This is a genomic window from Chryseobacterium sp. Tr-659, assembly GCF_011752975.1.
In the GTDB taxonomy this organism is placed as follows: Bacteria; Bacteroidota; Bacteroidia; order Flavobacteriales; family Weeksellaceae; genus Chryseobacterium.
Genome location: NZ_VWWP01000010.1, coordinates 28,116 through 53,423 on the forward strand (window position 1 = coordinate 28,116; position 25,308 = coordinate 53,423).

A 25,308-nucleotide genomic window follows, 5' to 3' on the forward strand; every position below is an offset into this window, starting at 1 on the left:
CAAAAACTCTAACAGAAGAGAAGATGAACAGATCAAAGAAATACTATGTCCCGCTCTGATTGGGGTAGGAATTTCACTGTAGCAACAGGAATAATAAGAAATAATAAGCAGGGTAGAAGCAGCCATGGCAAGTATATATAAAACCAACTCCAGTATTGAATCTGTGATTCAATAAAAGACTGCGGGCTGTTTCGAAGAAACAGCCCGCAGCTATATGATTTACCTTATTGATTAGTTCGCTAAGATTCTTTTTACAGCTTCTTTCACTGCAGCAGCATCAATTTTATACTTCTTCATCAGTTCAGCAGGTGTTGCAGACTCTCCGAATGTATCGTTTACAGCTACAAATTCCTGTCTTGTAGGTCTTCTTCTTGCAAGCATTCCCGCAACAGATTCCCCTAAACCGCCAAGGTAGTTGTGCTCCTCAGCTGTTACAATTTTACCTGTTTTTTCAACAGATTTTAAAATGATTTCTTCATCAAGAGGTTTGATGGTGTGGATGTTAATCACCTCACAAGAAATACCTTCTTTCTCAAGCTCATCAGCAGCTACAAGAGATTCCCATACCAGGTGCCCGGTTGCAACAATGGTTACATCAGTTCCTTCCTGAAGCATGATTCCTTTTCCAATTTCGAAAGGCATATCTTCCGGAATGAATACAGGAACAGTAGGTCTACCGAATCTTAAATATACAGGACCTTCGTGCTCAGCAATAGCAATAGTGGCAGCTTTAGTCTGATTGTAATCACAAGGATTGATTACCGTCATTCCAGGAAGCATTTTCATCATACCGATATCTTCAAGAACCTGGTGCGTAGCCCCATCTTCTCCCAAAGTAAGCCCTGCGTGAGATGCACAGATCTTTACATTTTTCCCGGAGTAAGCAATAGACTGACGGATCTGGTCATAAACTCTTGAAGTAGAGAAGTTAGCGAAAGTTCCTGTAAAAGGAATTTTTCCAGTGATGCTAAGACCTGCAGCAAGTCCCATCATGTTAGCTTCTGCAATACCTACCTGGAAGAATCTTTCCGGTGCTTTCTCAATGAATTTTTCCATTTTCAAAGAACCGATAAGGTCTGCACAAAGTGCTACCACATTAGGATTTTTGTCAGCTAGTTCTGCTAATCCGGCTCCGAATCCTGAACGAGTATCCTTTTTTTCTGTATATGTATATTTCATTTTTTATTTTTATTAATCAGGGGTTAAGAAATTAGTAATCAGCTGGGGCTTCTAAATACAATTGTTTGAATGCTGTATCTAATTGCTCGTCATTAGGAGCTTTACCATGCCAAGCATGAGTACCCATCATGTAATCTACACCGTAACCCATTTCTGTATGAAGAATAATGGCTACCGGTTTTCCTTTTCCTGTTTCAGTTTTAGCTTTTTCAAGAATAGCAATAACCGCTTCAAGATCATTACCGTTCTTTTCTTCCAGAACAATCCATCCGAATGCTTCAAGTTTAGCATGAAGATTTCCTAAGCTTAATACATCATCCGTATCCCCGTCAATCTGACGGCCGTTGTAATCAATAGTAGAGATGATATTGTCTACTTTTTTAGCAGCAGCATACATCAATGCTTCCCAAACCTGACCTTCCTGAAGCTCACCGTCTCCGTGAAGAGAGTAAACAAGAGACTGTTCTCCATCCAGTTTTTTACCTTCTGCTACACCAAGAGCCACAGAAAGCCCTTGTCCAAGTGACCCTGAAGCGATTCTGATACCAGGAAGCCCTTCATGAGTAGTAGGGTGTCCCTGTAATCTCGAATCCAGTTTTCTGAAAGTTTTAAGCTCATCTACAGGGAAGAAGCCGAATCTTGCCAAAGTAGAGTAGAATACCGGAGAAATGTGCCCGTTCGATAGATAAAAATGATCCTCATTTTTGCCTTCCATAGTGAAAGGAAGTTTATAGTTCATTACTTTACCATAAAGTGCTGTAAAGTATTCCGTACAACCTAAACTTCCGCCCGGGTGTCCTGAATTTACAGCATGAACCATTCTTAAAATGTCTCTTCTGATCTGCGTAGTAAGAGATTTTAACTCTTCAATACTTTTACTCATTATATCTGATTTATTTGCACGCGAATTTACAATTTTTTAATGGCTTATGGAAATGCAAAAATCCGGATACAATATCCGGATTTTGAATTATTTAAATATTTTTCCGCTTTTAACAGCCTTCATTAAGGTAAACAGAAATTTCAGTAACAATATTATTAACAAATTTAAAAGATAATTGTGTTCCCGCCTGGCTGTCATCTAGGTTGAAATATCCGGAATCTTTAACAGGTTTATCATTTTTATCCCAATCCGGACGCACACTAAAACTTGGATAGTTTCTGTAGGCATTGATAAGATCGTCTTTTGTACTTCCCACTCCAAGCCCGCTTTTAGTTCTGAATTTTTTGCTGGTGGTATTCATGTATACCACAGATGGAACACTTGGATTCGCTTCATTAACATAATTATCAAAAAGATCGATTTGAATAGCTTCTCCGTTATATTTTACTATGTTTTTTTTCTCTCCGTCCGGATTCTTCAGTTTTATACCTGCAATTTTTTCAACCTCGGTCTTGGGCATAAAAATTTTGTAAGGCCCGATTCTTAAAGTGGATACTTCAAAATTTTCCTGAGCATTCATAAAACCAAATGCCAGAATAAATATAAAAAATGAAATAATTTTTTTCATAGCTATTAGAATATAGTGTATTGGATTTGTTTAAATTTTTATTTTTTTCCCTAATGTTTTGTTGATAGCATTTTTAATCAGAGGTTCCATAATAGCATACCCTTCAGGAAGAGGATGAATGCCGTCTTTTGAAAGTCCTTCACGCATGCCTCCTTTCGTATCACGCATAGCTGTATTATAATCTACAAAAATGAATTTATTATTATTAGCATATTGTTTTAATCTGTTATTAAGGGCTTCTACTTTTTGAGGAACCTCGGTTATTTCTTTACGCCATGGAAATGCAGCTGCCGGTAGTACGGATGCAATAATTACTTTAATTCCGTTGTTTTTGGCAATATCAGCCATTGACTTGATATTATTAAATGTAAAATCCGGATCATAAACTCCCGTATTTTGAGCAATATCATTGGTGCCGGCATTAATGACTACAAGCTCTGGCTTTAAAGATACTACGTCATTTTGAAAACGGAGCAGCATTTGTGATGTCGTCTGCCCGCTGATTCCTCTGCCTGTATAGTTATTTTCAGTAAAAAATTCCGGATGGCTCTTTACCCAGCCTTCTGTAATGGAATTGCCCATAAAGACAACATCCACTTTTTTCTTTGAATTTAAAATAGCGGTGTTTTCATCCTTGTATTTAGTGATATTAGCAAAATCAATAGCACTTTGTGCATTTATAAATTCACAAGTAAGTAAACTAAGGGCAATAAAAACTGATAATTTCATATAGAATGTTGTTTGTGATTTCTTTTAGTTCTACATTTCTGATAATAGAAATAATTTAAACAGAAGTAAATTTTTCAATGTTTTAGCCAAAAATATGATTCCATTTCAAAGATAATCATGATTTATGAAAATTGAGCAGGTAAAGAGTTTTAGTTTTTGTATTTATATTTTTCGTTTTATTGGTGTTTGTTTGGAAATTTATTTTTAATTTATTGGTTTTTAAAGATTGTTTATCATTTTTGCCTTTTTTATACATGATAATTACATAAATTTAGTTAATTTTATAGGCATTACGATTTAAAATGTTATTTTTTTAGAATTGAACAATTTTAATTGTCTGCATTTTAATGATATTATACAAAACCCAACACCATAAAATATGAAAATTAAACAATTATCTTACCTGGGGATATTTCTTGTATCTATTTCCTTAGGAAAAGCCCAGGATTTTTTTACAGTGGTCAGCGAAAGGACCATTAACGCACAGCCTAAAAACAGGACCGTACAGCCTGAGAAATTCCTGACCTACAAACTGGATGTAGCTTCCATGAAGAGCTATATCAACTCGGTTCCGGAACTTAAAGATGATGATCGTAAAGATAATGCTCCGATTATTGTTTTACCTATGCCAGACGGAACAAAAGCAAAATTCAAGATCTGGAAATCTTCAGTAATGGCTCCGAAATTAGCCGGACAGTTTCCTCAGATTGTTACTTTAACAGGACAGGGTATAGATGACCGCTATGCTACTATAAAACTTGATTTTACAGAATTGGGCTTTCATGCTCAGATAAAATCTGTGGTAGCAGGAGATACTTATATTGATCCTTACGCAAAAACCGATATTAATAATTATATCATTTACAGAAAAAGTGATTTGATTGATAAGAATCCAAGAGTTTGCGAAACGAAGGATGAAGATTTTCCATTAGAAAAAAAAAGCGCCCAAAAAACAGTAACCCCAAGCGTAGGAAATCAAATTAGAATTTTCCGCTTTGCGGTAGCCTGTACCGGAGAATATGCTGTTGCAGCAACAGGCTCAGCAACTCCTACTGTGGCCCAAACTCTTTCCGCAATTGTAACATCTGTAAACAGAGTAAACGGTGTATATGAGCAGGAAGTAGCGTCAAGATTGGTACTGGTGGATAATGAAATCAATGTTGTCTTTACCAATGCGGCTACAGATCCTTTTAATGGAAATAACAGCGCAGGTACGCTTATTAATGAAAGCCAGACTCAGATTGATCTCTTAATAGGAAATGCCAATTATGATATTGGGCATACCTTTAGTACAGGCGGCGGCGGATTGGCCGGATTAGGTGTAATCTGTAACGCTACAAATAAAGGAAGAGGAATCACCGGTTCTCCTAATCCTGTGGGAGATCCTTATGATATTGATTATGTTGCCCATGAAGTAGGACATCAGTTTGGAGGTCCGCATACTTTCAATGCAACTACAGGAAGCTGTGGAGGAGGAAACCGTAGTGCAGCCAATGCCGTAGAGCCGGGAAGTGGAATTACGATTATGGCTTATGCAGGGATCTGTGGAAGTGTCAATAATTTAGCACCTAACAGTATTCCTATTTTTCATACCAAATCATTTCAGTCTATTACAACGAAAGTTCAGTCAACAACATGCCAGGTAACACTTCCGGTATCCAATTTTGCTCCTACCGTTAATGCGGGAGCTGATTATACCATTCCTAAGAGTACCCCGTTCAGATTAGAAGGATCTGCTACGGATGTAGATAATAATCCGCTTACTTATTGCTGGGAACAAAATGATGTAGGCCCTGCAGGAGATTGGAATGCACCAACTGGAAATGCAGCCATATTCAGATCATTTGTACCTGTAACAGTTCCTTACAGATACTTCCCAAAAATTACAGATGTTATCAATAACACAGTATCTAAAGGAGAAATTTTGCCTTCTTATGCAAGAACAATGGAGTTCAGACTGACAGTAAGAGACAACAATGCAGGTTGCGCAGGAGTTGCTAATGACGATGCTGTGATTACGGTAGACGGAAATTCAGGACCTTTCAATGTAACTGCTCCTACTACAGCGGTAAGCTGGATGGGGAACACTACCCAAACCATTACATGGGATGTTGCCAACACAACTGCTTTCCCTGTAAATTGTGCCAATGTGAATATTTATCTTTCAACAGATGGTGGACTTACTTATCCTACCACTATTTTAGCTTCTACTCCAAATGATGGTTCTGAGACGATCACAATTCCTAATGTGAGTACAACACAAGCCAGAATTATGGTAGCAGCAGCTGATAATGTTTTCTACAACATTAACCCGGTTAATTTTACAATTACTCAAAACCTTTCTGTGAGTGAAACAGCTGGAAATAAAGATGTATTTTTAGTATATCCAAATCCGAGCAAAGGTATTGTGAATATCCAGTTTACCAAATCAAATGATGTATTTGATATTACAGTTTATGATGTAAGCGGAAGATTGGTATTTAGTAAAGCAAATAACAGAGCGGGTAACGATAATACAGCAAGCTTTAATCTGGAACAATTGGTTAAAGGAGATTATCTGATCAAGATCAAAACTAAGAATATGGATAAAACCGTAAAATGGATTAAAGAATAAATCAATCCGTATAACAAGTGAAACGGCTGTTTTCAATCTCTGAAAACAGCCGTTTTTATTTTTAAACTACTCTTAAATATTGTTTATCCTTCACCAGCCATAAACCAATGAACGTCAATAGTCCGTTGAGAACAATCAGTTCTACCCCGATTTTGTAATCGGTATAAGTAGTTACTGCCAAATTGATCAGATAAGTAAGGATAGGAGCCAAAATAGTTACAGCCAGAATTGAATACTTTCTTGATATCTTAAATTTGGTGAAAATTCCAAAAGCAAAAAGTCCAAGAAGAGGGCCGTATGTATATCCTGCAATTTCCATGATCAGATAAACAATGGATTTGTCATTCAACGCTTTGAAAACCATAATCAGAATAAAGAAAACCACAGTAAAAATTAAATGAACTTTCATACGAAGAGTTTTTTTCTCTTTTTCAGTTTTGGTTTTATCTTCATTTAAATTTAAAAGGTCTACGCAGTAAGAACTGGTTACCGCTGTTAAAGCCCCATCAGCAGAAGGGAATAAAGCTGAGATTAATCCGATAATAAAGATGACGGAAATAGCCATCGGGAAATATCCCTGAAGAGATAAAGCCGGGAAAAGGTCGTCTCCCATAATATTTTTAATATTTCCTGCTGTGTCTTTAAACCCGAATATATTGGTTATTGTTTCAGATTTAATCGTTCCGTATTCTGCACCATGCTGTAAAGCGAAAAGATAAAGTAATCCCCCAAGAAATAAGAACGCAAGATTCACCAAAAGAAGTGTTCCTGCAAAAGTCAGCATATTTTTTTTAGAGTTCTTAAGGTTATCCACAGAAATGTTTTTCTGCATCATCTCCTGATCCAGACCCGTCATAGCGATTGTTATAAAAATTCCTCCCAAAATCGTTTTAAGGAAAAATGTCTTGGAGTTAGGATCAAAATTGATAAAATGAGTATAGTTTTTCTGCTCCAGAATGGTATATGCTTCTCCAAAAGATAAATTCAGATTAGATAAAATATAAACAATACATGCCACTAAACTGATGATCATAAAAGAAGTCTGCAAAGTATCTGTAATGACAATCGTTTTTACTCCTCCTTCAAAAGTATAGAGAAGTACCATTAACAGGAGTACAAGAGATGTTACCCAAAACGGAACACCTAATCCTTCAAGTAAAAAGATCTGTAAAACATTCACTACAAGATATAACCTTGCCGTGGCACCAATAGCTCTTGAAATAATAAAGAATATAGAACCTATTTTATGGGCTTCCACATTGAATCGCTTGCCCAAATACGTATAAATGGAAGTCAGATTCATTTTATAATACAATGGCAGCAAAATGGCAGCAACAATAAAATAGCCTATGAAAAAGCCTATTACCATCATATAGTATTCAAAACCGCCGTAGATATATTCTGAACCGGTCATTTTCCCAACCGTTCCCGGAACTGAAATGAATGTTACACCACTTAAACTGGTTCCAATCATCCCGAATGCAACGAGCCACCATTTACTTTTTTTATTACCGATAAAGAATGACTGATTATCAGAATTCCGGCTGGTGAAATAAGAAATCACTAAAAGTCCGATAAAATAGATAAAAACAAATAGCAAAAGGATAGTTCCTGGATTCATGCTTACATTTTAAATTTCAGCAAATATATAAAAAAGATCGATCGCGAATCGTGAATGGTGAATAGTGTACAGAATAATAAACTAATTCTGTGCTTGAAAAATAAAAACCTTCCAGAAATATTTCTGAAAGGTTGTATTGTAAGGGTGAAAACAGGGATTAGTTCACCAGAACATCTTGAAGTTCCGGACTCTTTTGGAAGCTTGCTTTCGCGAAAGGGCAGAGGGGAATAATCTTTTTCCCGTTTTTCCTGGCAAAATCTACAGCTGCCAAAAGCATTTCCTTACCTACACCTTTTCCGTTGTAGGCTTCTTCCACCTCGGTGTGGTCTATAATAAATCTTTCTTCTCCCGCCCAGGTATACGTCATCATTCCTGCGCGCCTTCCATCTATGAAAGCTTCAAAACTTCCGTGTTTTTCGTCGTTGTTTTGTTTTACTTCGATCATGTTATGAGAATTTAGTTAGTATTTCTATGTCGTTGGTTAATATTTTGTGAACCGGGCATGCATCGGCAATGGTGTGCAGTCTTTTCCTCTGCTCATCATCCAGAATTCCTTCAAAGCTGATATCTCTTTTGAAAACCGCTCTTTTGGTTAACGGGAAATTTTCAAGTTCCACTTCCACATTGATGTTTTCCACATCCCATTCTTTTCTTTCGATATACATTCTTAAAGTAGCAGCCGTACAGCTTGCCAGTGAAGTAGCCAGAATTTCCAAAGGATTAAATCCTTTATTTTGGCCGCCTTTATCAACAGGCTCATCGGTGATGATCTGGTTCTCTCCAGCTGTTACTTCCGTATAATATTTTGTTTTTCCTAAACTTGCTTTTACCGTTACCGCCATTATTTTTCTGTATTGAATTTATAACTTAATGCTCCGGAAGGGCATTGATCTATCTGTTTTCTTAATTCTTCCGGACTTGCATTTTCTGCTTTTATCCAAGGTCTTTCCTTAGGATTATAGACTTTGGGAAGCAATTTTACACATACAGCCGAGTGGATACACTTATGAGGCTGCCAGATGACAGTAATGTCGCCGTTGGGATATTCGTGTGTTTCCATATTAATTGTCTTTTAATGATTTTTCGATTCTTCTGTCCGGAATCAGCCATATGAGAGCCACGATATAATAAAAACCTATGGCAATATAAGGATAAAAAAATGAAGTAGCGATTCCGAGAACGTAAAATATGATGGAGATATACTCTTTTGTTTTAGAATGAATAGCTTCTTTAAGCTTTGAGCTTTCACCTTCATACCGGATGATCAGGTTTTCCAGAATAGTGTAAGCAATAGCACACATGATAAGGCCTACACCATAGGCTGCCACTGGGTTTTCTGCAAATCTTGTGGTGCCGATCCATTCCGTTGCAATCGGCATCAGAGACAGCCAGAACAGCAAATGAAGATTGGCCCATAGAATTCCGCCATTCACTTTCCTTACAGTCTGAAATAAATGATGATGATTGTTCCAATAGATTCCCACATAAATAAAACTGAAGATATAAGCCAGAAACTTCGGCATAAGAGGTTTGAGACTTGCCCAGCTGCCTCCTTCCGGTACTTTCAATTCAAGTACCATAATGGTGATAATGATGGCTAAAACACCATCACTGAAGGCTTCTAATCTTCCCTTAGTCATTGATCTTTATTTCATTTTTAAAGTTTTCAATCTTTGCTTTCAATTCATTCAGCATATCAGGATTAATAACGCCGCTTTCCAGATCAAAATTTTCATAGAATTTCGGAAGTGAAAAAGTATCCTTGATATCTGCTGCAAACTGCGGGAAAAAGGTTTTTGCCGTATTCATCACATTACCGCCGCCATAGCCACCGGGAGAAGTACTCATGAGCAGCATAGGTTTATTTTGAAATACTTTTACATTAATCCTGGAGGCCCAGTCGAAAACATTTTTAAATGCAGCACTGTAAGACCGGTTATGTTCCGCAAGAGAGCATATAATAACATCACATGCTTCAATTACTTCTAAAAACTGATGTGCCTCATTCGGAAACCCCTTTTTTTCAAGATCTACAGAAAAAACAGGCATAGTGAAATCGTTAAGGTCTATTAGATTGATTTCCTCATTTTGAAAATCTTTTAGAACAAATTTTACCAGTTCCCTGTTGATAGAAGTGGAAGAGCTGCTTCCTGCAAATGCTAATATTTTCATGGCTGATATTCTGAATTGGAATTATTTTCTGTTTAAAATAGCTTTGGGAAGTGGAACATATTCAGTTTCATCACCCGGAACCAAAGGAAATGCGTCATGATTCTGATCATTCCAGTTTACTTTTGCCTGGTCAATCATTTCCTTATCAGAATTGACAAAGTTCCAGAATATAAAGCGCTCTTCATCAAAAGGTTCGCCCCCAAAAAGGTAAACTGTACCGTTTTCGCTCATATCAAATTCACAAAGTTTGGTGTCTTTAGCGATCATGAGCTGCTTTGAACCGTAAGAATTGCCTTCCGTAGTTACAGTTCCGTCCAGAACATACATGGCAGCTTCTCCATAAAGATCTTTTCCAATGCTTATTCTCTTGGCTTCTTTTGTTTTGATCTCAATGAAAAATAATTTACTGTGAACCGGAACCGGAGATTTTCTTCCGAATGCTTCACCGGCAATTAATTTATACTGAATTCCGTCTTCCTCCCAAACCGGAATATCATCCGCTTCAATATGATGAAAAGTAGGCTCAGATTGTTCAAGATGCTTAGGAAGGCCCACCCAGATCTGAAATCCGTGAAGTCTTTTATCACTGTGTCTTAAATATTCAGGAGTTCTCTCAGAATGAACAACACCTTTTCCGGCGGTCATCCAGTTCACGGCTCCCGGTTTTATTTCAATAGCACTTCCAATACTGTCTCTGTGGAAGATAGATCCTTCCAAAAGATACGTTAAAGTAGACAGACCGATATGCGGATGTGGTGGAACATCAAGATTCTGATAATCTTTTAATTCAGAAGGCCCCATGTGGTCAATGAAAACGAAAGGTCCTACTGCTCTTTTCTCACGGAAGGGAAGAAGTCTTCCTACCAGAAAGTTTCCTATATCTGCTGCTTTTTCTTCAATGATAAGTCCGATATTTGACATAATATTGCTATACTTTTTTAATTTTTTTAATAACTGAAATGATTATATGAAGATTTAAAGCTTATCATATCCTTCAAATCTTTCGTCAACAATACGTTTCCATTCCGGATGTTTTTTAATGAATGCAAAAACGTACGGACAGAACGGCAGAAGCTTCTTGCCGCTTTCTTCAATATAATTCAGTGTTTTTTCTACCACTGCAGCAGCGGCTCCCGTTCCTGCAAGTTCCTGGTCTGCTTCGGTGTGTACCAGAGCAATTTGATGCATCGTTTCACGGTAATCAATAAATGCATAATGTCCGTTAATTTCTATTTCAAATCTTTTTTCAGTTTTTATAAGAGGTATATTTTCAAATTCAGGTTTCATAATTTTTCTATTAAAAGTGGAAAGCTTCCGCAGGAAAGCATATTTTTATTTGTTATGATAACTAAACCTTACAGGTATCAAAAACCTGTAAGGCTTGTCATCTTTGTTATTTTATAAAATTTATTCCTTTTTTGTAGGTTACCCTACAGCATTATATAAAGTTAATAAAAAAAGGAGTAATATAAGATTAAGGGAAATTTAATTCTTTTAATCTTCCAGGTATCCGAATTTTCCGGTATTGAAGTCTTCGAAAGCCTGCATGATTTCTTCTCTGGAGTTCATTACAAAAGGTCCGTGAGGATAGATTGGTTCATTAATTGGCTCACCGCTGATGATAAGAACAATAGAATTTTCTTTTGCTTCAATTGTGAAAGTTTCTCCTTCGTTTTTAAACAAAGCAAAATGATCTGCATTCACTTTTTCTTCTCCATTAATGATGATGCTTCCTTCAATAACTAAAGCTGCAGTATTGAAATGAGCAGGAAAATTAAAATCTGCTTTTCCACCTGCTGTAAGTTTGGCATTCATCATATGAACCGGGGTAAAAGTGGTAGCCGGACCTTTATGCCCGTCATATTCTCCTGCAATAACCTCCACAAAACCATTATTACCTAAATCTACCCTTTCCATTTTAGAGTTTTCAATAGCCTGATATTTCGGATTGCTCATTTTATCTTTTGCCGGAAGGTTTACCCAAAGCTGAACCATCTGAAATATTCCTCCTTCTTTCGCCCATTCCGTTTCGTGATATTCTTTATGAAGAACGCCCTTTGCCGCGGTCATCCACTGTACGTCACCTTCTCCAATGATTCCGCCGCCGCCGGCACTGTCGTGATGTTCTACTTTTCCATTATAGGCTATGGTTACGGTTTCGAAACCTCTGTGCGGATGTACTCCCACTCCTCTTGGTCTGTCTGAACCATTGAAGTGAAATTTCGAATTGTAATCAAGCATAATGAACGGATCCATTCTTTTCATGTCTAATCCATGTACGCCTGGAATAAAATTATGCACCCTAAAACCATCACCTACAAAGTGTGCAGGTCTTGGAGATACTACGATTTCTACTTTTTTAGTTGCCATAATATTGTTGATTTTATAGAAACAAAAGTACCATAGTTATCTGCGAAATGCATTGATCTGTGATAAGTTCGTAAGGGAGTGAAAAGGAAGAAAGGAAAAATAGCAAAACTGCAAAATAGTGAAACCGCAAAATAGCGGAAATAGTAAATTTGCCTTTTTACCCTTTCGCTTTTTGCCTCTTCACCCTATTACTCCTCTTTCGATTTCATATTTTTTCCATCTGAAATATGCAGTCTTCTGAATACAAACCCTGATAGAATGGTAAGTATCCCTACCGTAAGAAATGTATACCTGAATGCATTGTGAATTTCCCCTTTGATGAGGTCTGTATTTTCAAATAATTTTAAAACAATTAATCCAAAAGCAATTCCAAAACCAATAGCCAGCTGTTGGTTGACTGATATCAGGGAGTTTCCACTGCTTGTCTGAAAATTCCGGAGATCAGCAATGGAAATAGTATTCATTGAGGTAAACTGAATGGAGTTGAAAAAACCTAACACGGCAATAATTGGAATAAACCAGTATAATGAAGTGTGGATATTGGGAATGGCCAATAAGCAAATAAGAGTTCCGATGATGAAAGTGTTTACCATTAAGGTCTGACGATAGCCATATTTATCTAAGATTTTAATTACTGAAGATTTTCCGAATATAGCCGTAAGTGCCATTGGCGCAATGATCCAGCCGGAAGTTACTGCAGACTGTTTGTATGCAATCTGAATCATCAGGGGAAGCAGCAAAGGAACAGAACTGATCCCTAATCTTGTAGCGAGGTTTCCTACAATTCCTACCCGGAAGGTTCTTACCTGAAACAGGTTCAGAGGGAAAATAGGATTTCCTCCTCTCTTTGCATGCTTGTAATAATAATAAAGGAATAGAAATCCCATAATAAATACAAGAAGTACCGGCGTGATATTCTGCATGTCACCAAACAGTTCCAGGGAAATGGAAAGAAGCAGGGAAGCAGCAGCAAAGATCAGGAATCCTTTTAAATCAAAATCCACATCATCAGATTTGTAATTGGGCATAAATCTTAATCCTAAAAGAATTCCTAAAAGGCCAATTGGAATATTGATCAGGAAGATCCAGTGCCATGAAAGATAATCAACCATATAACCTCCTACTAATGGCCCCAATACGGGACCAATAAGTGCCGGGATAATAGCGAAATTCATGGCTTTAAGCAGTTCATTTTTGTCAAAGGTTTTTATCAGAGCCAGCTTTCCAACAGGCGTCATCAAACTTCCTCCCACACCTTGTATTACTCTTGAAATAACCAAATGTGTAAGATTTTGAGACAAAGAGCAGAATAAAGAGCCCAAACTGAACAATACCAGAGAAAAGATAAATACTTTCTTAGTCCCGAACCTATCCGCCAGAAATCCGCTGGCGGGCATGAAAACGGCTAATGTCAGAACATAACTGATGATAGCGTTCTGCATATTAAGCGGAGATTCGTTGAGATCTTTGGCAATCGAAGGCAGGGAAGTATTGAGAATGGTTGAATCCAGCATCTGCATGAAAATAGCGGTGGCCAGAATCAGAGGAAGTATTTTCTTTATGGATGTCTGTCGTGTGCTTGTTTCTGTCATTTCGTATAGGCTGGAATATTCAGAAAACATCCAGGCTTATTTATATTTGAAAACGTGCTTACTTTAAGCGGTTTGATCCTTAGATCAGGAAATCCATATAAAATTAAAAAAGTCCTGCGAGATTTCACAGGACTTTTTGATTTATTTTCTAGGTTTTTCTACTCCTTTCCATTCATCACCGGCTTTTCTGTACTGGCTTAAAGTAAAGGTTTTGAAATCCTTGGTTTTATATTCAATATTATCGGTATTCTGCTCAAACGGCATGATATAATAATACTCGATGTCTGTTTTGTCAGATTTGTTTCCTTTTTTTACAGTAGGAACATATTTTGAGAATTTATAGCTTGGAAGATATTGTTTTAATCTTGTATAGAATGCTTTATCTTCTTTTTCACTAGGAATGATATCCACAATATTTAAATCATCTTTTTTCTTATCAATCCACAGATAATATGTTTTTTCTTCTCCTATATTTCTGTTGAAAGAGTTGAAGGCAAACAATTCTTTAGGAACCAGTTCCTTGATTTTTTCAGGATCAACTTTAGTATAATACTGTCCTTTGGAAGGATCAACGTAAGTTTCAAGGTTATACATCAAAACAGAATTGTTCTCAAATTTCTTGTTTTTGAAATATTGATTTAAAGATAATTCTGCCGTAGCTCTCAGTTCCTTACCTCTGGCATCCAGCTTTTTGGTAGGATTCTGAGGATTTACATATTTAACAAATTCATATAAAACAACAGGCTTGATGTCTTTTAAGTGAGGATAAGTTTTAAGCTGTTCCGCTTTTACCAGCCAATAGAATTGCTGATAATAGTCGTCTTTATCCTGGTCTTTCACACTTTTATAAGCTAAAGCAAGCTTTTTGGAGTTCAGATATTTGCCATATTTTCCTTGTCCAAAAGCAAAACTGATGGATAATAAGGCAAATAAAACAGTAAGGTTTCTTCTCATTTTTTTATAATTGATATTTTCGTTTTCCAAATATAATTATTTATTAGATATTATTTTGGATTGTCAGTTAAATTATGCTATATTATTATCGTTAATACAAGAAAAAATCCCGTATTGCTACAGGATTGATAAATTATAACTGAGAGAGTTAGGTATTTGAAGGGAAAAATGTCAATCGTCAGTTTTGCTTCACAACTGAATGATGAATTATTTGAAGTTGTAAAAATTCATAAGCGCAGCGGATTGACCATTCACTATTGACAAATCTCACTTCTTAATAAGACGTCTCATGTACTTTCACTGCTCTTCCGCTTGGATCGTTCATTTTCTTGAAGGCTTCATCCCATTCTAGAGCAATAGGAGTGGAGCAGGCTACAGACGGAACAGACGGAACGGTTGCGGCTGCGGTTTCACTTGGGAAATGCTCTTCGAAAATAGTTCTGTATCTGTATTCTTCCTTATTTTGAGGTGTGTTTAACGGGAATCTGAATCTTGCATTGGCCATCATTTCATCCGTAACTTCTTTTTCAGCCACTTCTTTTAAAGTATCGATCCAGGAATATCCAACACCATCGGAGAACTGTTCTTTTTGTCTCCATACAATAGAATCCGGAAGAATATCCTCAAAAGCTTTTCTTAAAACCCATTTTTCAATTTTTCCTTCAGCAGTATTGATCATTTTATCTTTGGGGTTAATAGTCATGGCGATATCCATGAATTCTTTATCAAGGAAAGGGACTCTTCCTTCGATTCCCCAGCTCATTAATGCTTTATTGGCTCTTAAACAGTCATAAAGGTGAATTTTTCCAAGTTTTCGTACCGTTTCATCATGAAATTCTTTAGCATCAGGAGCCTTATGGAAGTACAAATAGCCTCCAAACAATTCATCAGAACCTTCTCCCGAAAGAACCATTTTGATCCCCATAGATTTGATGACTCTTGCGAGAAGATACATTGGCGTGGATGCCCTAATGGTAGTTACATCATAGGTTTCAAGGTGGTAAATAACATCACGTACAGCATCCAGCCCCTCCTGAACAGTGAAATTAACTTCATGGTGTACAGATCCTATATGTTCCGCAGCTTTTTGTGCCGCAGCAAGGTCAGGCGAGCCTACAAGTCCTACGGCAAAACTGTGAAGTCGCGGGTACCAGGCTTCCTGTGTGTCTCCGCTTTCTATTCTTTGTCTTGCAAATTTTGCCGTGATTGCTGAAATAACAGAAGAATCCAGTCCACCTGAAAGAAGTACTCCATAAGGAACATCACTCATCAGTTGTCTGTGAACTGCATCCTCGAGACCTTTTCTCAATTTTGCAATATCCGTTTCATTTTCTTTTACGTGATCAAAACTGTCCCAGTCTCTTGCATACCATTGCTGAAGTTCAGCTCCGTCTTTACTGTAAACAAGGTGACCTGGTAAAAATGTTTCGATTTTTTTGCAAACGCCTTCAAGTGCTTTTAATTCAGAAGCTACATAATAGTTCCCATTTTTGTCCCAACCCTGGTATAAAGGGCAGATTCCCATATGATCACGGGCAATAAGATAGACATCATTTTCAGTATCATATAAAGCAAATGCAAAGATGCCGTTCAGTTTTTCAACAAAATCTTTTCCATATTTTTGATAGAGAGCCAAAATGACTTCACAGTCAGACTGAGTCTGAAACTCATAATCAGGAAATTCTTCTTTCAGTTCTCTATGGTTATAGATTTCACCGTTTACGGCTAATACTATTTTTCCGTTTTTTGTAAATAAGGGCTGTTTTCCTGATGTAGGATCAACAATGGCAAGTCTTTCGTGAGAGAAAACCACTTTTTCATCCTGAAAAACTCCGCTCCAATCCGGTCCTCTGTGACGGATTTTTTTTGACATTTCCAAAACCTGGGGTCTTAATACTTCGGTTTTCTGTTTGGCGTCAAATAAACATACTATTCCACACATATTTTTGATTATTTATGGAGCAAATGTAGAAGTGATGTTTATAAATAACAATGAAAAATGTTTAAATATGAATTTTTTTAATTAATTAGTGATTTTAAGTTAAAAATTTTAACTATTTGTGCTGATTTGCATGTTTTTGATTGATTTTTTTCGTTGAGCCAGAATTGATGAGTTCTCTATACGAAATAAAAATGACATATTTATTAATCTATGGTAATTTATTATATGAATTTTACCCCTTACTTTGTGGCTCGAAATAATTTTTTTTCATCATTTGTGTTTTTACCTTCTTGCAATTCTCATGCAAGAAGGTTTTGTTTTTATTGTACCCCCAGTAACGTTCCCGAAACATTCCATGAACTGAAACTTGTCCCTTCGGTCGGTCCTTGCGGAATTTTGATCTGTATAGTATGTTTGCCGGCTTTCAAATCACCAAGGGGAATAAAGTTAGGATTGGTAACTGTTCCCGGACACCAGTTTGATCTGCTGAGGTCTGAAGAGGAAAGCCCGTCCTGGAAATTTCCCGAAGCAGGATTGTAAAGTCGGTAGGAGCCACAATCTGTTCTCCAAGGGATAAAAGAAAATACAGGTTTACCATCTATAAATATAGAGTTGGCTTTAGGAACAAATTCATCTCCGTTTTCCCAACCTCCGTGTCCCGTAGTGGTATATCTTAGCTGAGCGTTTTTCAGGTCTTTTTGTAATGTAAAATCAACCATAAGCCCTTTATCCTGGTTAAACATTGTAGAGTAGTCCTGCCCGGCCATTTCCATAATATTTAAAGTATTAAATAAAGGGATAGCCGTATTATTTTTATAAACAGTCTGATCACTTTTATGAATCGTGATATCAAGGCTTACTTTATGTCCGCCTTTATCATAATTCCCGATAAACGTACCTATCCAAAGTTCTTTTCCAGATAATGCAGGTTTTAATTCTGTAATATCTTCACGGTAAGGACTGATGGTCTGCCAGGTTTTTCCTTTAAGCTGAATATGATTGAACTGCTGGATTCCGAATGCGGTAAAGAATCTCATCATTTCCATAGCCGGATTATAATTGTCTGTAGCCGTTACTCCATAATATTGTTTTCCATTTCCGTTTTCATAAACAGGAAGTGTCTTTGCTCCTTTTTCCAACCCGTCAAAGAAAGATTTTTCTTTATCCTGCGGGATAAAAAATACAGTTCCGGTTCTGTCATAAGCATCTCCGTTGGATTGTTGCTTCAATTCCACAAAGATATTTTCCCCTTCGGTGATAACAGGAAATTTTATTTTTTTAAGAATGATAGTTCCGTTAGCGTATCTTTTTATCTGATCATCAGATTTTGAAGCATCGGAAAAATTGATCGTTTCATTATCAAAAACATTCAGTGTGGTAAATCTGCTTTTCCAGAGAAGGTCTCTGTACCCTAACTGATCTGTTGTCTGTATATTTCCTTTCAGAATATTTTCAATTCCGGTATTTTTGATTTTTTTAATGGAACCGGCTGTGATTAAAGAATTTTTATTTCTTTCCACTTCCAGTACCAATCCGAGATCCTGTCCCAAAACAGAAGGTCCGCCTTTAAGTTTCAGATCATTGGTGTACCAGATTTCAATAGTATTTGAGTTGATTTTTGTAATTGCTTTTTTACAATTGTATCCAAGAATCTTTTTGGTTTCACTGGTGAATTCAAATGTTTGCTTTCCTACAGATTCGGGATCAGAAGTTGAAATAACGGAGGCCGGTTTTAAAAATGCATATGAAACCACAGTATTTGATGGTTTTTCTACTTTCGTAATTTCAAATGGGTAGCTGCTTTTTTGCTCTTTGATGGTTGCATTTACAATAAAGTTTTCCTTATCATTAACCCAAACAATGGTAGCAGGCTGATCAGATAAAATTTTTCCATTGTAAGAACTGGTGTATTGAATTTCATAAGTCTGTGCAGAAGACAGACAGAATAGGAACAGGGCCAGAAAATTGAGTACAATCTTTTTATACATAGATAGATGATTTGCTGCAAAGTTATTCTAACTTTTCTCAGTTACAAAACGGTTTTAATCTAGATAATTAGTAGACAATAATACACTAATTGTTACAAAAGATGTTACAATTTTTAGAAGTTGGAAGCCGGGAGCTAGGAGCTGGAAGCTTTTTTCGGTTGTGATTACTGATAATTAGCATAAAATCAAATATAAAAAAGGAATGGATATTTATTCTTTATCAATTTCCTTCCTTCCTTTCTAACTTCCAGCTTCCTTCCTCAAGCTCCCAACCTTTTTAAAATAAAAAACTACCCCGAAATGGAGTAGTTGATAAGTTGATATGGTAGGTCTGATTAAGAAACTCTCTCAATCAAAGCCATATAGAATCCGTCATACCCTTCGCTAGGCATTACTTTTTCATCTTTAATCATTTTGAATCCTGGATTATTCTTGATGAATTCTTCTACCTGCAGATTATTTTCAGAAGGAAGGATGGAACATGTTGCATATACCATTTTTCCTCCTTTTTTAAGCATTTTAGAATAGTCTTGAAGGATTTGTTGCTGTTCCTTTTTGATTCTGTCAATAAAATCCTGGTCAATTTTCCACTTGCTGTCCGGGTTTCTTTTTAAAACTCCAAGTCCTGAACATGGTGCATCAATCAACAATCTGTCTGCTTTTTCATGAAGACGCTTGATCACTTTATTATCAGAAATCATACGGGTTTCAATATTGTGAGCTCCTGCTCTTTTGGCGCGGCGTTTCAGTTCGGCAAGTTTCCAGTCGAAAATATCTAATGCTACAATTTGACCTTTGTTCTTCATTAATGCCGCCAGGTGAAGTGTTTTTCCTCCTGCACCGGCACACGCATCAACAACTCTCTGCCCTTCTTTTACATCAAGGAAATACCCGATTTTCTGTGAAGAAGCATCCTGAACCTCAAATAACCCCTCTTTAAAAGCTGTAGTAAGGAAGACATTCTTCTTTTCTTCCAACTGTACAGCATCAGGATAATTTTTAATAGGAAAAGACACAACCCCTTCGTCTGAAAGGTCAGAGATCAGTTCTTTAGTCGTTGTTCTTAAAGAATTAGCTCTTAAAACGGTAGGAGCCTGCTCATTTAAAGCGATCATTTCTCTTTCCCAGTTAGCGCCAAGCTCTTTTTCAAGGGTTTCAGCCAGCCATTCAGGAATGGAATGTTCTATTGCCTTCGTAGGAACAGTATTCTTTTTAAGCTTTGTAAGAATATCGGCGATTTTGATTCCGTCGAATTCTTCAAATTTTTTATAATTGGTTTTGCTCCAAAGTAGATATGCAATAATCAGTTTGTAAATATTGTTGGGTTTTACACCTTCACCCATGTAGTATTCAAGGCGTTTTTTCCAACGGATAATATTGTAGAAAATCTCAGAAACAACAGCTCTGTCCTGGCTTCCCCATTTTTTGTTAGCTTTCAAAAGTCTTTCAATAACTTTATCGGCATATTTGTTTTTCTCAAAAAATGTCTCCTGTAAGGCATCGTGAATTCCGATCGCCAAGTTTCTGTGAATAAGTTCCATAAATTTGCTTCGCTGTTTGAATCTGCAAAAATACGACTTTTAATTGAGAGTTTGGATTTTGGAGGGGAGAGTTTGAAAATGGAATGTGGACAGTGGAATGGTTTACCGTCCGTTTTTTTATTATAACGCCAGGTTCGCAAAGAATTCTTGATATGCTATTGTTTTAATTTCACAAAGGCGTTTCACTCAGCAAGGACATTTAGTATCTTAATCTTAGCTCAATGAAATGTCTTAGCGAACCGTAGCGCGTATTTTTTATATTCACAATAAAGTCAATACCGATTTTCCGAAATAAAAAATAGCTGCTGACTACTCTGGTGCTCCTCTTGACTTCAACCTCCAAAAAGCTCTACCTTTGTAAAAAAATAAAATATGAGTGATACAGTACTTTGTCCAAAATGCAGTTCTGAATTTACATATCCGAGCGATAATATGATGGTATGTTCCCAGTGTTTCTATGAATGGAACCCTGAGGAGGCAGCTTCTGAAGCTGCTAATGAAGGAAAGATATTGGACTCTAACGGAAATGAACTTCAGGATGGAGATTCTGTTGTTGTGGTAAAAGATCTTCCTGTAAAGGGAGCGCCAAAACCGGTAAAAGCAGGTACTAAAGTGAAGAATATCCGTTTAAGACCCGGAAGTGATCATAATATTGATTGTAAGATTGATGGCTTCGGAGCAATGGCATTAAAGTCAGAGTTTGTAAAGAAGGCATAAAAAAAGGAAAGAATTGGACAGTGTAATCTTTCAAAAAGACTTAATTGCAAGATTGCTAATGTCCGTCTAGTAAGGCAGAAAGAGAATTAACCAAAAATTTCCTTATGCTGTGGAAATACAAATGTAAGAAAAAGTTTTATAATAACTTCTTATGTTTGTATTTTTTTTATGATGTAAGTATAAGTGAATGTATGAGTTATGTATGGAACGATAAAGCGGTAAAACAGGGAAATGGCAGCATTGTTTATTCGTGTGATTATCTGTTTCACGATTTTGTCTTTTGCTTTTTAACTCCTTTACAGTTTAGCTCTTAAATAAACGAAATATTGATAACCCCTGATATTTTTTCATCAGTGTAGATTACAAGTTCTTTTTCTTTTGCTCTCAGTTTATTCCAGTAATAATTTCCTGCAAATCTGCTTTCAAGTATTTCAGCTTCAATACCGTTTTCTGTAATTTTCACTTCCTTGGGGTAGTAGGTGGATTTTGGAAGCTGAAAATCTGCTGTTTCTGCTTCATTAAAGATGTTTACTTCTCCAAACAATTTCGCTACGTAAGTATTGTAAGGATATCGGTAGGTTTCTTCCGGACTGTCATTCTGGATTAATCTTCCATCCTGAAGAATAACAATTTGATCCAGCCATGGCATGATATCCTGAAGCTCATGAGTAGAGATGATCAAAGAAACTCCATGTTGCTTCACATACCGGAAAAGTCTTTCTCTAAGTTCAATTTTTCTTGGAAAATCCAGGTTACTGAAAGGTTCATCAAGAATTAGAAGTTTCGGAAGTACAGATAATGCTCTGGCAATGGCTACTCTTTGCTGCTGGCCTCCGCTTAGATACTTAGGAAGTACATGGGCATACTCCTGAAGCCCTACTACTTCAAGAAGTTCCATTACTGTTTCTTTTTTTTGTGCTAAATTGATATTTGAAATAAATTTTCCCACGTTTTCAGCAACGGTAGCATAGGGCATAAGGTCAAAATTCTGTGCCACGAATTTCATTTCAGCTTCTCCGGGAACAAGATTTCCTTTCGGTCCCAAAAGCTTTGTTCCGCTAAAAATAATTTCTCCGCTCTCCCAATCAAGAAGGCCGTAAATCAGGCTCAGAAGTGTAGATTTTCCGCATCCGCTTTCTCCTGCAAGGGCAATAATTCTGTTTTCTTCAAACCTCAGATTAAGGTTCTGAAACAGGGGTTTTTCTTTGTTGTGAGAGAAAAATAAATTGTTTATTTCTAATAGCATATTACAAATGTAAGGTTTTTATGAAAACATAATTTTTTTTATTATATTAGCGGAAGTAATAAAAATAAATCAAAAATGAGAAAAAAACTGTTTTCGTTAGCTATTCCTGCTTTATTCTTTGCTGCTGTAATGGTTTCTTGTAAAAAAGACAAACCGCTTACCAGCGAAAGTAATGAGGTGACGACTACTAAAGAAGGTAGCCAGTTCACTTTGGATACGCTAAACAGTAAGGTTGAATGGAAGGGATATAAAGTATTTAAATCTGAAAATACAAGCCACTTTGGTACCATCAGATTTGAAAGCGGAGATGTGACGGTGAAAGACGGAAAACTGGAAAGCGGTAAATTTGTTGCTGATATGAATTCTTTAACTTCTGTGGATCTGAAAGACAGCCCGGAAGATTTAGGGAAGTTAAACGGCCACCTGAAGAGTGGAGATTTCTTTGAAGTTGAAAAATTTCCGACAGCTTCTTATGAAATTACCAAAGTAACTCCGGCCACAGAAGGAGATTATAATACTCTTTTGGATGGTAATTTAACCATTAAAGGAATTACAAAACCTGTTCAGTTTAAAGCTAATGTTTCTGTGAAAGATGGAGAAGTAAGTGTGGCTACTGAGCCAAAAGATATCAAGAGAGAAGAGTTTGGGGTAAAATTCCAGGCTCCTGCTGAAAACGGCGTGATTAAAGATGAGGTAACTCTTCAGATCAGCGTTAAAGCTTTAGAAAAGAAATAATTTTTTTATTTAAGTGAAATAAGTGATTGAAGTCTGCCTCCCGAAAAAGAGGCAGATTTTTTTATGACGGACTTATTATTCAACTTAAAAGTCGTATTTTTGCAAAACATTTTGAAAGGGTAAAATAATGATAGAAAAGATAGAAGAACTACTGATCGAAGTAAACGGCTTCAATGCTACCTCTAAGGAAGATATCGAAAACTTCCGAATCAAGTACAACGGTAAAAAAGGGGTTCTGAATGATTTTTTTGAAAAATTTAAAGAAGTTCCTAACGACCAAAAGAAAGAATTCGGACAAAAGATCAACACTCTGAAGCAGGCTGTGGCTGTAAAACTGGAGGATTTGAAAAATGCTTCCGCATCTTCTGTTGTGATAGAAAAAGAAGATCTTACAAGACCTGCTTTTCCTCTGGAATTGGGTTCAAGACATCCGATCAATCTGGTAAAAAACAGAATTATTGAAATCTTCAAATCAATTGGCTTTGCAGTAGCAGATGGTCCTGAGATTGAAGATGACTGGCATAACTTTACGGCGCTTAATCTTCCGGAATACCATCCGGCAAGAGATATGCAGGATACGTTCTTTATTGAGCAGAATCCGGATATCCTTTTAAGAACGCACACTTCTTCTGTACAGACACGTTATATGGAAGAAAACCAACCGCCTATCAGAATTTTATCTCCGGGAAGGGTTTTCAGAAATGAAGCAATCTCTTCACGTTCTCACTGTATCTTCCACCAGATTGAAGGATTATATATTGATGAGAATGTAAGCTTTGCTGACCTTAAACAAACGATTCAGTTCTTTACCACTGAGCTTTTCGGAAAATCTAAGATCAGAATGAGACCTTCTTTCTTCCCATTCACAGAGCCAAGTGCTGAAATTGATGTGTATTGGGGATTAAACTCTGAGACAGATTACAGAATAACAAAAGGAACTGGATGGCTTGAAATCATGGGATGTGGAATGGTAGACCCTGCCGTTCTTAAGAATGTGAATATCGATGCTGAAAAGTATTCAGGATATGCATTCGGAATGGGAATAGAAAGAATTACCATGCTTCTTTACCAAATGAGCGACATTAGAATGTTCTTTGAAAATGATATCAGAACACTGGAACAGTTCAAAACATTATAAAAAATCAAACCTCCGGAGCTCCGGAGGTTTTTTGTTTTTAATTACTGACCTAAGAAACAAAACGTAACTAAAAACTGATCTTATTGAAAAACTTATACACGTTTGTTTGTATACTTATTCTCAATGGAAATTGTGAAATAATGAGATGTTATAACTTCTAATATACCCTTATAATAGAGATTTATACATTAAAAATATATTACATTAGGCTTTAAAAAGTGTAAATATTTCCTATTATAAAAAGATAATTTATTTTATTTTACTTGTTTGTTTATAATTAGATTTTTTTGTTGTTAATATTTTTATAATCGCTTAATTTTACCTTATTAAAAACACACAAATAATGAAAAAAATATTTTTTCCGCTTCTGATTATGGGAGCTAGTTTGAATGCCCAAAAAATTGAAGTATCTGCCAGTTATGGAATGCCTTCTGTGTATGGAACTGCGTATGATTTAGCATCTTCTATTGTTGGTTCTGTCATCGATCAGGAAAGTCCTTCAAGTAATGGGGTTGCTGCCGTTGGAGTGATGATGTATACTAAGAATATGAAACTAAGATATGGTTTAGATATTGTTAATGAATTTTATGGCAAAACAGAATCTGTTTCAAAGCAAAATATAATGTCTGTTCTTCCAAAAATTGATTATTTCTGGTTTAATAAAGGGAAATTAGGATTGTATTCAGGAGGAAGTGTCGGGGTTAGTTTTATTAATACTACTTATACATCCAAAGATAAAAAAGAAAGTAAAGACACAGATACTGTATTGGGCTTTAATTTAGTACCTATTGGCTTAAGATACGGAGGTGATTTGAGTGTCTTTGTGGAAGCAAATGTAGGGATGAAAGGAATTGCCCAGGCAGGAGTTTCTTATCGTTTCTAACAAGAGATATGAGAGAAGTATCCGGAATTGAAAGGACTATCATGCTTCTTTACCAGATGAGCGATATCAGGATGTTCTTTGAAAATGATATCAGAACACTGAAACAGTTCAAAATATTATAAAAAATCAAACCTCCGGAGCTCCGGAGGTTTTTTGTTTTTAATTACTGACCTAAGAAACAAAACGTAACTAAAAACTGATCTTATTGAAAAATTTACACGTGTCTGTTTCTTATGCCTATACTTCTGCAAATTGAAGTATTGACATCCTGCAGCCCTTTGTCTGCCTCTATAATAAAGACAATTAGTATTCGTGATGTATTACATTGAAAATAAAAATGCCTGTAAAATTTTTTACAGGCGTTCTATATAAAAAC

Annotated in this window: 24 protein-coding genes and 1 pseudogene; 6 read left to right on the top strand and 19 right to left on the bottom strand. The window is 36.4% G+C overall.

The features are described from left to right. Positions 1-231 precede the first annotated feature (231 nt). The 4 genes from F3J23_RS18665 to F3J23_RS18680 form a co-directional block, all read right to left on the bottom strand. Positions 232-1,179 carry a transketolase family protein gene (locus F3J23_RS18665; protein ID WP_065396745.1) on the bottom strand — a complete coding sequence of 316 codons (948 nt, stop codon included), beginning with the start codon at positions 1,177-1,179 and terminating at the stop codon, positions 232-234. A gap of 31 nt (positions 1,180-1,210) precedes the next feature. Further along, positions 1,211-2,065 carry a transketolase gene (locus tag F3J23_RS18670; protein WP_317167747.1) on the bottom strand — a complete coding sequence of 285 codons (855 nt, stop codon included), beginning with the start codon at positions 2,063-2,065 and terminating at the stop codon, positions 1,211-1,213. 106 nt (positions 2,066-2,171) lie between these two features. Then, a complete protein-coding gene (locus F3J23_RS18675; RefSeq protein WP_167032563.1) occupies positions 2,172-2,690 on the bottom strand; it encodes a hypothetical protein in 519 nt (172 codons plus the stop codon). 30 nt (positions 2,691-2,720) lie between these two features. Further along, positions 2,721-3,419: an SGNH/GDSL hydrolase family protein gene (locus F3J23_RS18680; protein ID WP_167032565.1), complete on the bottom strand. Its 699-nt coding sequence runs from the start codon at positions 3,417-3,419 to the stop codon at positions 2,721-2,723. Positions 3,420-3,798: 379 nt separating this feature from the next. Here F3J23_RS18680 and F3J23_RS18685 point away from each other — a divergent pair, with 379 nt between their 5' ends. Next, positions 3,799-6,033 (top strand): reprolysin-like metallopeptidase, encoded by a 2,235-nt coding sequence (locus tag F3J23_RS18685; RefSeq protein ID WP_167032567.1) that lies wholly within the window; start codon positions 3,799-3,801, stop codon positions 6,031-6,033. A 61-nt stretch (positions 6,034-6,094) separates the two neighbouring features. Here F3J23_RS18685 and F3J23_RS18690 read toward each other — a convergent pair whose 3' ends face one another. The 14 genes from F3J23_RS18690 to F3J23_RS18755 all read right to left on the bottom strand — a co-directional run bounded on the left by F3J23_RS18690 (position 6,095) and on the right by F3J23_RS18755 (position 20,213). Then, complete coding sequence (locus F3J23_RS18690; protein ID WP_167032569.1) at positions 6,095-7,654, bottom strand: sodium:solute symporter; 1,560 nt, start codon at positions 7,652-7,654, stop codon at positions 6,095-6,097. 157 nt (positions 7,655-7,811) lie between these two features. Further along, a complete protein-coding gene (locus F3J23_RS18695) occupies positions 7,812-8,099 on the bottom strand; it encodes a GNAT family N-acetyltransferase (protein ID WP_194295750.1) in 288 nt (95 codons plus the stop codon). 1 nt (position 8,100) lies between these two features. Next, positions 8,101-8,496 (bottom strand): OsmC family protein, encoded by a 396-nt coding sequence (locus tag F3J23_RS18700; protein WP_167032570.1) that lies wholly within the window; start codon positions 8,494-8,496, stop codon positions 8,101-8,103. Then, entirely contained in the window at positions 8,496-8,714 is a 219-nt protein-coding gene (locus F3J23_RS18705) for a (4Fe-4S)-binding protein (protein WP_167032572.1), read from the bottom strand. The genes F3J23_RS18700 and F3J23_RS18705 overlap by 1 nt, the downstream gene beginning before the upstream one ends. 1 nt (position 8,715) lies before the next feature. Continuing rightward, complete coding sequence (locus tag F3J23_RS18710; protein ID WP_167032574.1) at positions 8,716-9,294, bottom strand: TMEM175 family protein; 579 nt, start codon at positions 9,292-9,294, stop codon at positions 8,716-8,718. Continuing rightward, positions 9,287-9,826 carry an NADPH-dependent FMN reductase gene (locus F3J23_RS18715; protein ID WP_167032576.1) on the bottom strand — a complete coding sequence of 180 codons (540 nt, stop codon included), beginning with the start codon at positions 9,824-9,826 and terminating at the stop codon, positions 9,287-9,289. The genes F3J23_RS18710 and F3J23_RS18715 overlap by 8 nt, the downstream gene beginning before the upstream one ends. 21 nt (positions 9,827-9,847) lie before the next feature. Further along, positions 9,848-10,747 carry a pirin family protein gene (locus tag F3J23_RS18720; RefSeq protein WP_167032578.1) on the bottom strand — a complete coding sequence of 300 codons (900 nt, stop codon included), beginning with the start codon at positions 10,745-10,747 and terminating at the stop codon, positions 9,848-9,850. A gap of 54 nt (positions 10,748-10,801) precedes the next feature. Then, positions 10,802-11,113, bottom strand: a complete 312-nt coding sequence (locus F3J23_RS18725) for a GNAT family N-acetyltransferase (protein WP_167032580.1) — start codon at positions 11,111-11,113, stop codon at positions 10,802-10,804. A 207-nt stretch (positions 11,114-11,320) separates the two neighbouring features. Continuing rightward, a complete protein-coding gene (locus F3J23_RS18730; protein WP_167032582.1) occupies positions 11,321-12,196 on the bottom strand; it encodes a pirin family protein in 876 nt (291 codons plus the stop codon). A gap of 188 nt (positions 12,197-12,384) precedes the next feature. Further along, the gene (locus F3J23_RS18735) at positions 12,385-13,818 is read right to left on the bottom strand and encodes an MFS transporter (RefSeq protein ID WP_228455377.1); all 1,434 of its coding nucleotides are present in this window, start codon (positions 13,816-13,818) and stop codon (positions 12,385-12,387) included. A gap of 111 nt (positions 13,819-13,929) precedes the next feature. After that, entirely contained in the window at positions 13,930-14,772 is an 843-nt protein-coding gene (locus F3J23_RS18740; RefSeq protein WP_228455378.1) for a hypothetical protein, read from the bottom strand. Positions 14,773-15,016: 244 nt separating this feature from the next. Then, positions 15,017-16,684, bottom strand: coding sequence for an asparagine synthase B (gene asnB / locus F3J23_RS18745; RefSeq protein ID WP_167032584.1), 1,668 nt, complete (start codon positions 16,682-16,684; stop codon positions 15,017-15,019). Between the two features lie 320 nt (positions 16,685-17,004). Further along, positions 17,005-18,672: a GLPGLI family protein gene (locus tag F3J23_RS18750; protein ID WP_167032586.1), complete on the bottom strand. Its 1,668-nt coding sequence runs from the start codon at positions 18,670-18,672 to the stop codon at positions 17,005-17,007. Between the two features lie 335 nt (positions 18,673-19,007). After that, a complete protein-coding gene (locus F3J23_RS18755) occupies positions 19,008-20,213 on the bottom strand; it encodes an RsmB/NOP family class I SAM-dependent RNA methyltransferase (protein WP_167032588.1) in 1,206 nt (401 codons plus the stop codon). A 372-nt stretch (positions 20,214-20,585) separates the two neighbouring features. Between F3J23_RS18755 and F3J23_RS18760 the strand changes: the two genes are divergently transcribed. Next, complete coding sequence (locus F3J23_RS18760) at positions 20,586-20,930, top strand: zinc ribbon domain-containing protein YjdM (protein ID WP_027373877.1); 345 nt, start codon at positions 20,586-20,588, stop codon at positions 20,928-20,930. A 310-nt stretch (positions 20,931-21,240) separates the two neighbouring features. On the opposite strand, the gene F3J23_RS18765 is transcribed toward F3J23_RS18760, so the two are convergent. Further along, positions 21,241-22,176, bottom strand: coding sequence for a sulfate/molybdate ABC transporter ATP-binding protein (locus tag F3J23_RS18765; RefSeq protein WP_167032590.1), 936 nt, complete (start codon positions 22,174-22,176; stop codon positions 21,241-21,243). 75 nt (positions 22,177-22,251) lie between these two features. On the opposite strand from F3J23_RS18765, the gene F3J23_RS18770 reads away from it, so the two are divergent. The 4 genes and pseudogenes from F3J23_RS18770 to F3J23_RS18785 form a co-directional block, all read left to right on the top strand. After that, complete coding sequence (locus tag F3J23_RS18770) at positions 22,252-22,911, top strand: YceI family protein (RefSeq protein ID WP_167032592.1); 660 nt, start codon at positions 22,252-22,254, stop codon at positions 22,909-22,911. Between the two features lie 127 nt (positions 22,912-23,038). Continuing rightward, entirely contained in the window at positions 23,039-24,049 is a 1,011-nt protein-coding gene (pheS, locus tag F3J23_RS18775) for a phenylalanine--tRNA ligase subunit alpha (protein WP_167032594.1), read from the top strand. Positions 24,050-24,392: 343 nt separating this feature from the next. Beyond that, a complete protein-coding gene (locus F3J23_RS18780) occupies positions 24,393-24,932 on the top strand; it encodes a hypothetical protein (protein ID WP_167032596.1) in 540 nt (179 codons plus the stop codon). A gap of 23 nt (positions 24,933-24,955) precedes the next feature. Further along, positions 24,956-25,054 (top strand): annotated as a pseudogene (locus F3J23_RS18785) (hypothetical protein); the annotation flags it as partial. Between the last annotated feature and the right edge of the window lie 254 nt (positions 25,055-25,308).